Annotated in this window: 2 protein-coding genes; both read right to left on the reverse strand. The window is 70.8% G+C overall.

What is annotated here, in order from left to right:
- A partial coding sequence (locus ABGA94_RS21835; protein WP_375368085.1) for an ABC transporter transmembrane domain-containing protein occupies positions 1-583 on the reverse strand: 583 nt, incomplete at its 3' end.
- Positions 580-1727 (reverse strand): ABC transporter ATP-binding protein/permease (locus tag ABGA94_RS21840; RefSeq protein ID WP_375368086.1); only part of this gene is annotated, 1148 nt, incomplete at its 5' end. The genes ABGA94_RS21835 and ABGA94_RS21840, both read right to left, overlap by 4 nt.

The following is a 1727-nucleotide window of genomic DNA, read 5'->3' on the forward strand; positions in this document are numbered from 1 at the left end:
CGCGGTCGGCTTCTTCCTCATCGTGGCCACGCACGCCCAGCCACGGCACACCGAAGGCGATCAGCAGCGCCAGCACCGCCAGCAGCACTGCCGCCGACGGCAGGATCAGCGCCGCCGATGCAACCGCCACCACCGACAGCGCACCCAGTGCCACCAGCGGCCCGATCGCCCGTACCAGCAGGCCATCCACCTCGCCGATGTCGCCCAGCAGTCGCGCCAGCAGCTCGCCGGTGCGCGTAGCGCCCAGCCGTGCCGGCGCCAGTGGCAGCGCGCGGCGGAAGAACCAGACGCGCAGATCGCGGGCGATGCGCAGGGTGGCATCGTGGCCCACCAGCTTTTCGAAGTAGCGCGACACGATGCGCGCCAGGGTCAAGCCACGGATACCCGCAGACGGCGAGAAGAAATTGAATCCCTGCCCCAGGCCTGCGGCACCGGCCAGCGCGGCCGCGGTGAGGAAACCACCGGACAGGCCCAGCAATGCAGTGCCGGCCAGCATCGTGGTCCACAACAACAGGATCGTCAGCAACAGGCGCGGACGATGGCGCAGGAACACCGCGCGCAGCGAATCGGGCGAACGGCTCATGCGCGCACCGCCTGTGCCGGTTCCACCAGGCGGCCTTCCGGCAGCAGCAGGCAACGATCGGCCCAGGCGATCACCGCCGGGCTGTGGGTGGCGACCACCACGCTGCGGCCACGTGCATATGCGGCCAGGCTGCGCAGCAATGCCGCTTCGGTATCGGCATCCAGGAACGCGGTGGGTTCGTCCAGCAGCAGCACCTGCGGATCACGCAGCAGGAGGCGGGCCAGGCCGATGCGACGCGCCTCACCACCGGACAGGCCGAAGCCACGTTCGCCGATCACCGTATCCAGCCCCTGCGGCAGGCGCTGCGCAAACTGCAGTACCTGCGAAGCCTCGGCCACCGCGCGCAGGCGCGCATCGCTGGCGCCGGGATCGGCCAGGCGCAGGTTGTCGGCGATGCTGCCGTGGAACAGGTACGGACGCTGGCTGGCATAGGCCACCTGCACGCCGGGACGCACCTGCAGCTTGCCGGCACGCGGCGGCAGCCAACCGGCCAGCGCCTCCAGCAACGTACTCTTGCCGGACCCGCTGGGACCGACCAGGGCCAGGCGCTGGCCCGGTTCCAGCAGCACGTCCAGATCCTGCAGCACATCGTGCGGCGCGCCCAGCGGACGCAGCACCAGACCCTGTGCCCGCAGCGGCGGCAGCGCGGCCTCGGCCGGCTCCACCGCCAGCGGCGCAGCTTCGTTCTCGATCAGGCCCTGCTCACCGGGCAGCGACTGCAGCAGGCGCTCCACCTCGGCAGCGGCAGCCAGCGCATTGGCACGGTCGTGGTAGTGGGCGGCCAGCCGTCGCAGCGGCGCATAGAATTCCGGCGCCAGCAGCAGGCAGAACAGGCCCGCCCCCAGCGTCGGTACCGTTGCATGCAGCGACATCATGCCCAGATAGCTCAGCCCGAGGTACAGGGCGACCATCGCCACGCTGACCGAGGCGAAGAACTCCAGCACCGTGGACGACAGGAAAGCGATGCGCAGAACCTTCAGGGTGCGCACGCGCACGCCTTCGGCAGCCGCCTCGATCCCCTCCAGCTCAGCCTCGCCGCGGCCATACAGGCGCAGCAGGCCCAGGCCCTTGATGCGGTCGGCGAAATGGCCGCTCATCCGCGCCAGCTCACCCAGCTGCGCGCGGCCGGCCGCTTCGGCTCCCC

The organism is Stenotrophomonas sp. 3diitr2024, assembly GCF_042136455.1.
In the GTDB taxonomy this organism is placed as follows: domain Bacteria; phylum Pseudomonadota; class Gammaproteobacteria; order Xanthomonadales; family Xanthomonadaceae; genus Stenotrophomonas; species Stenotrophomonas sepilia.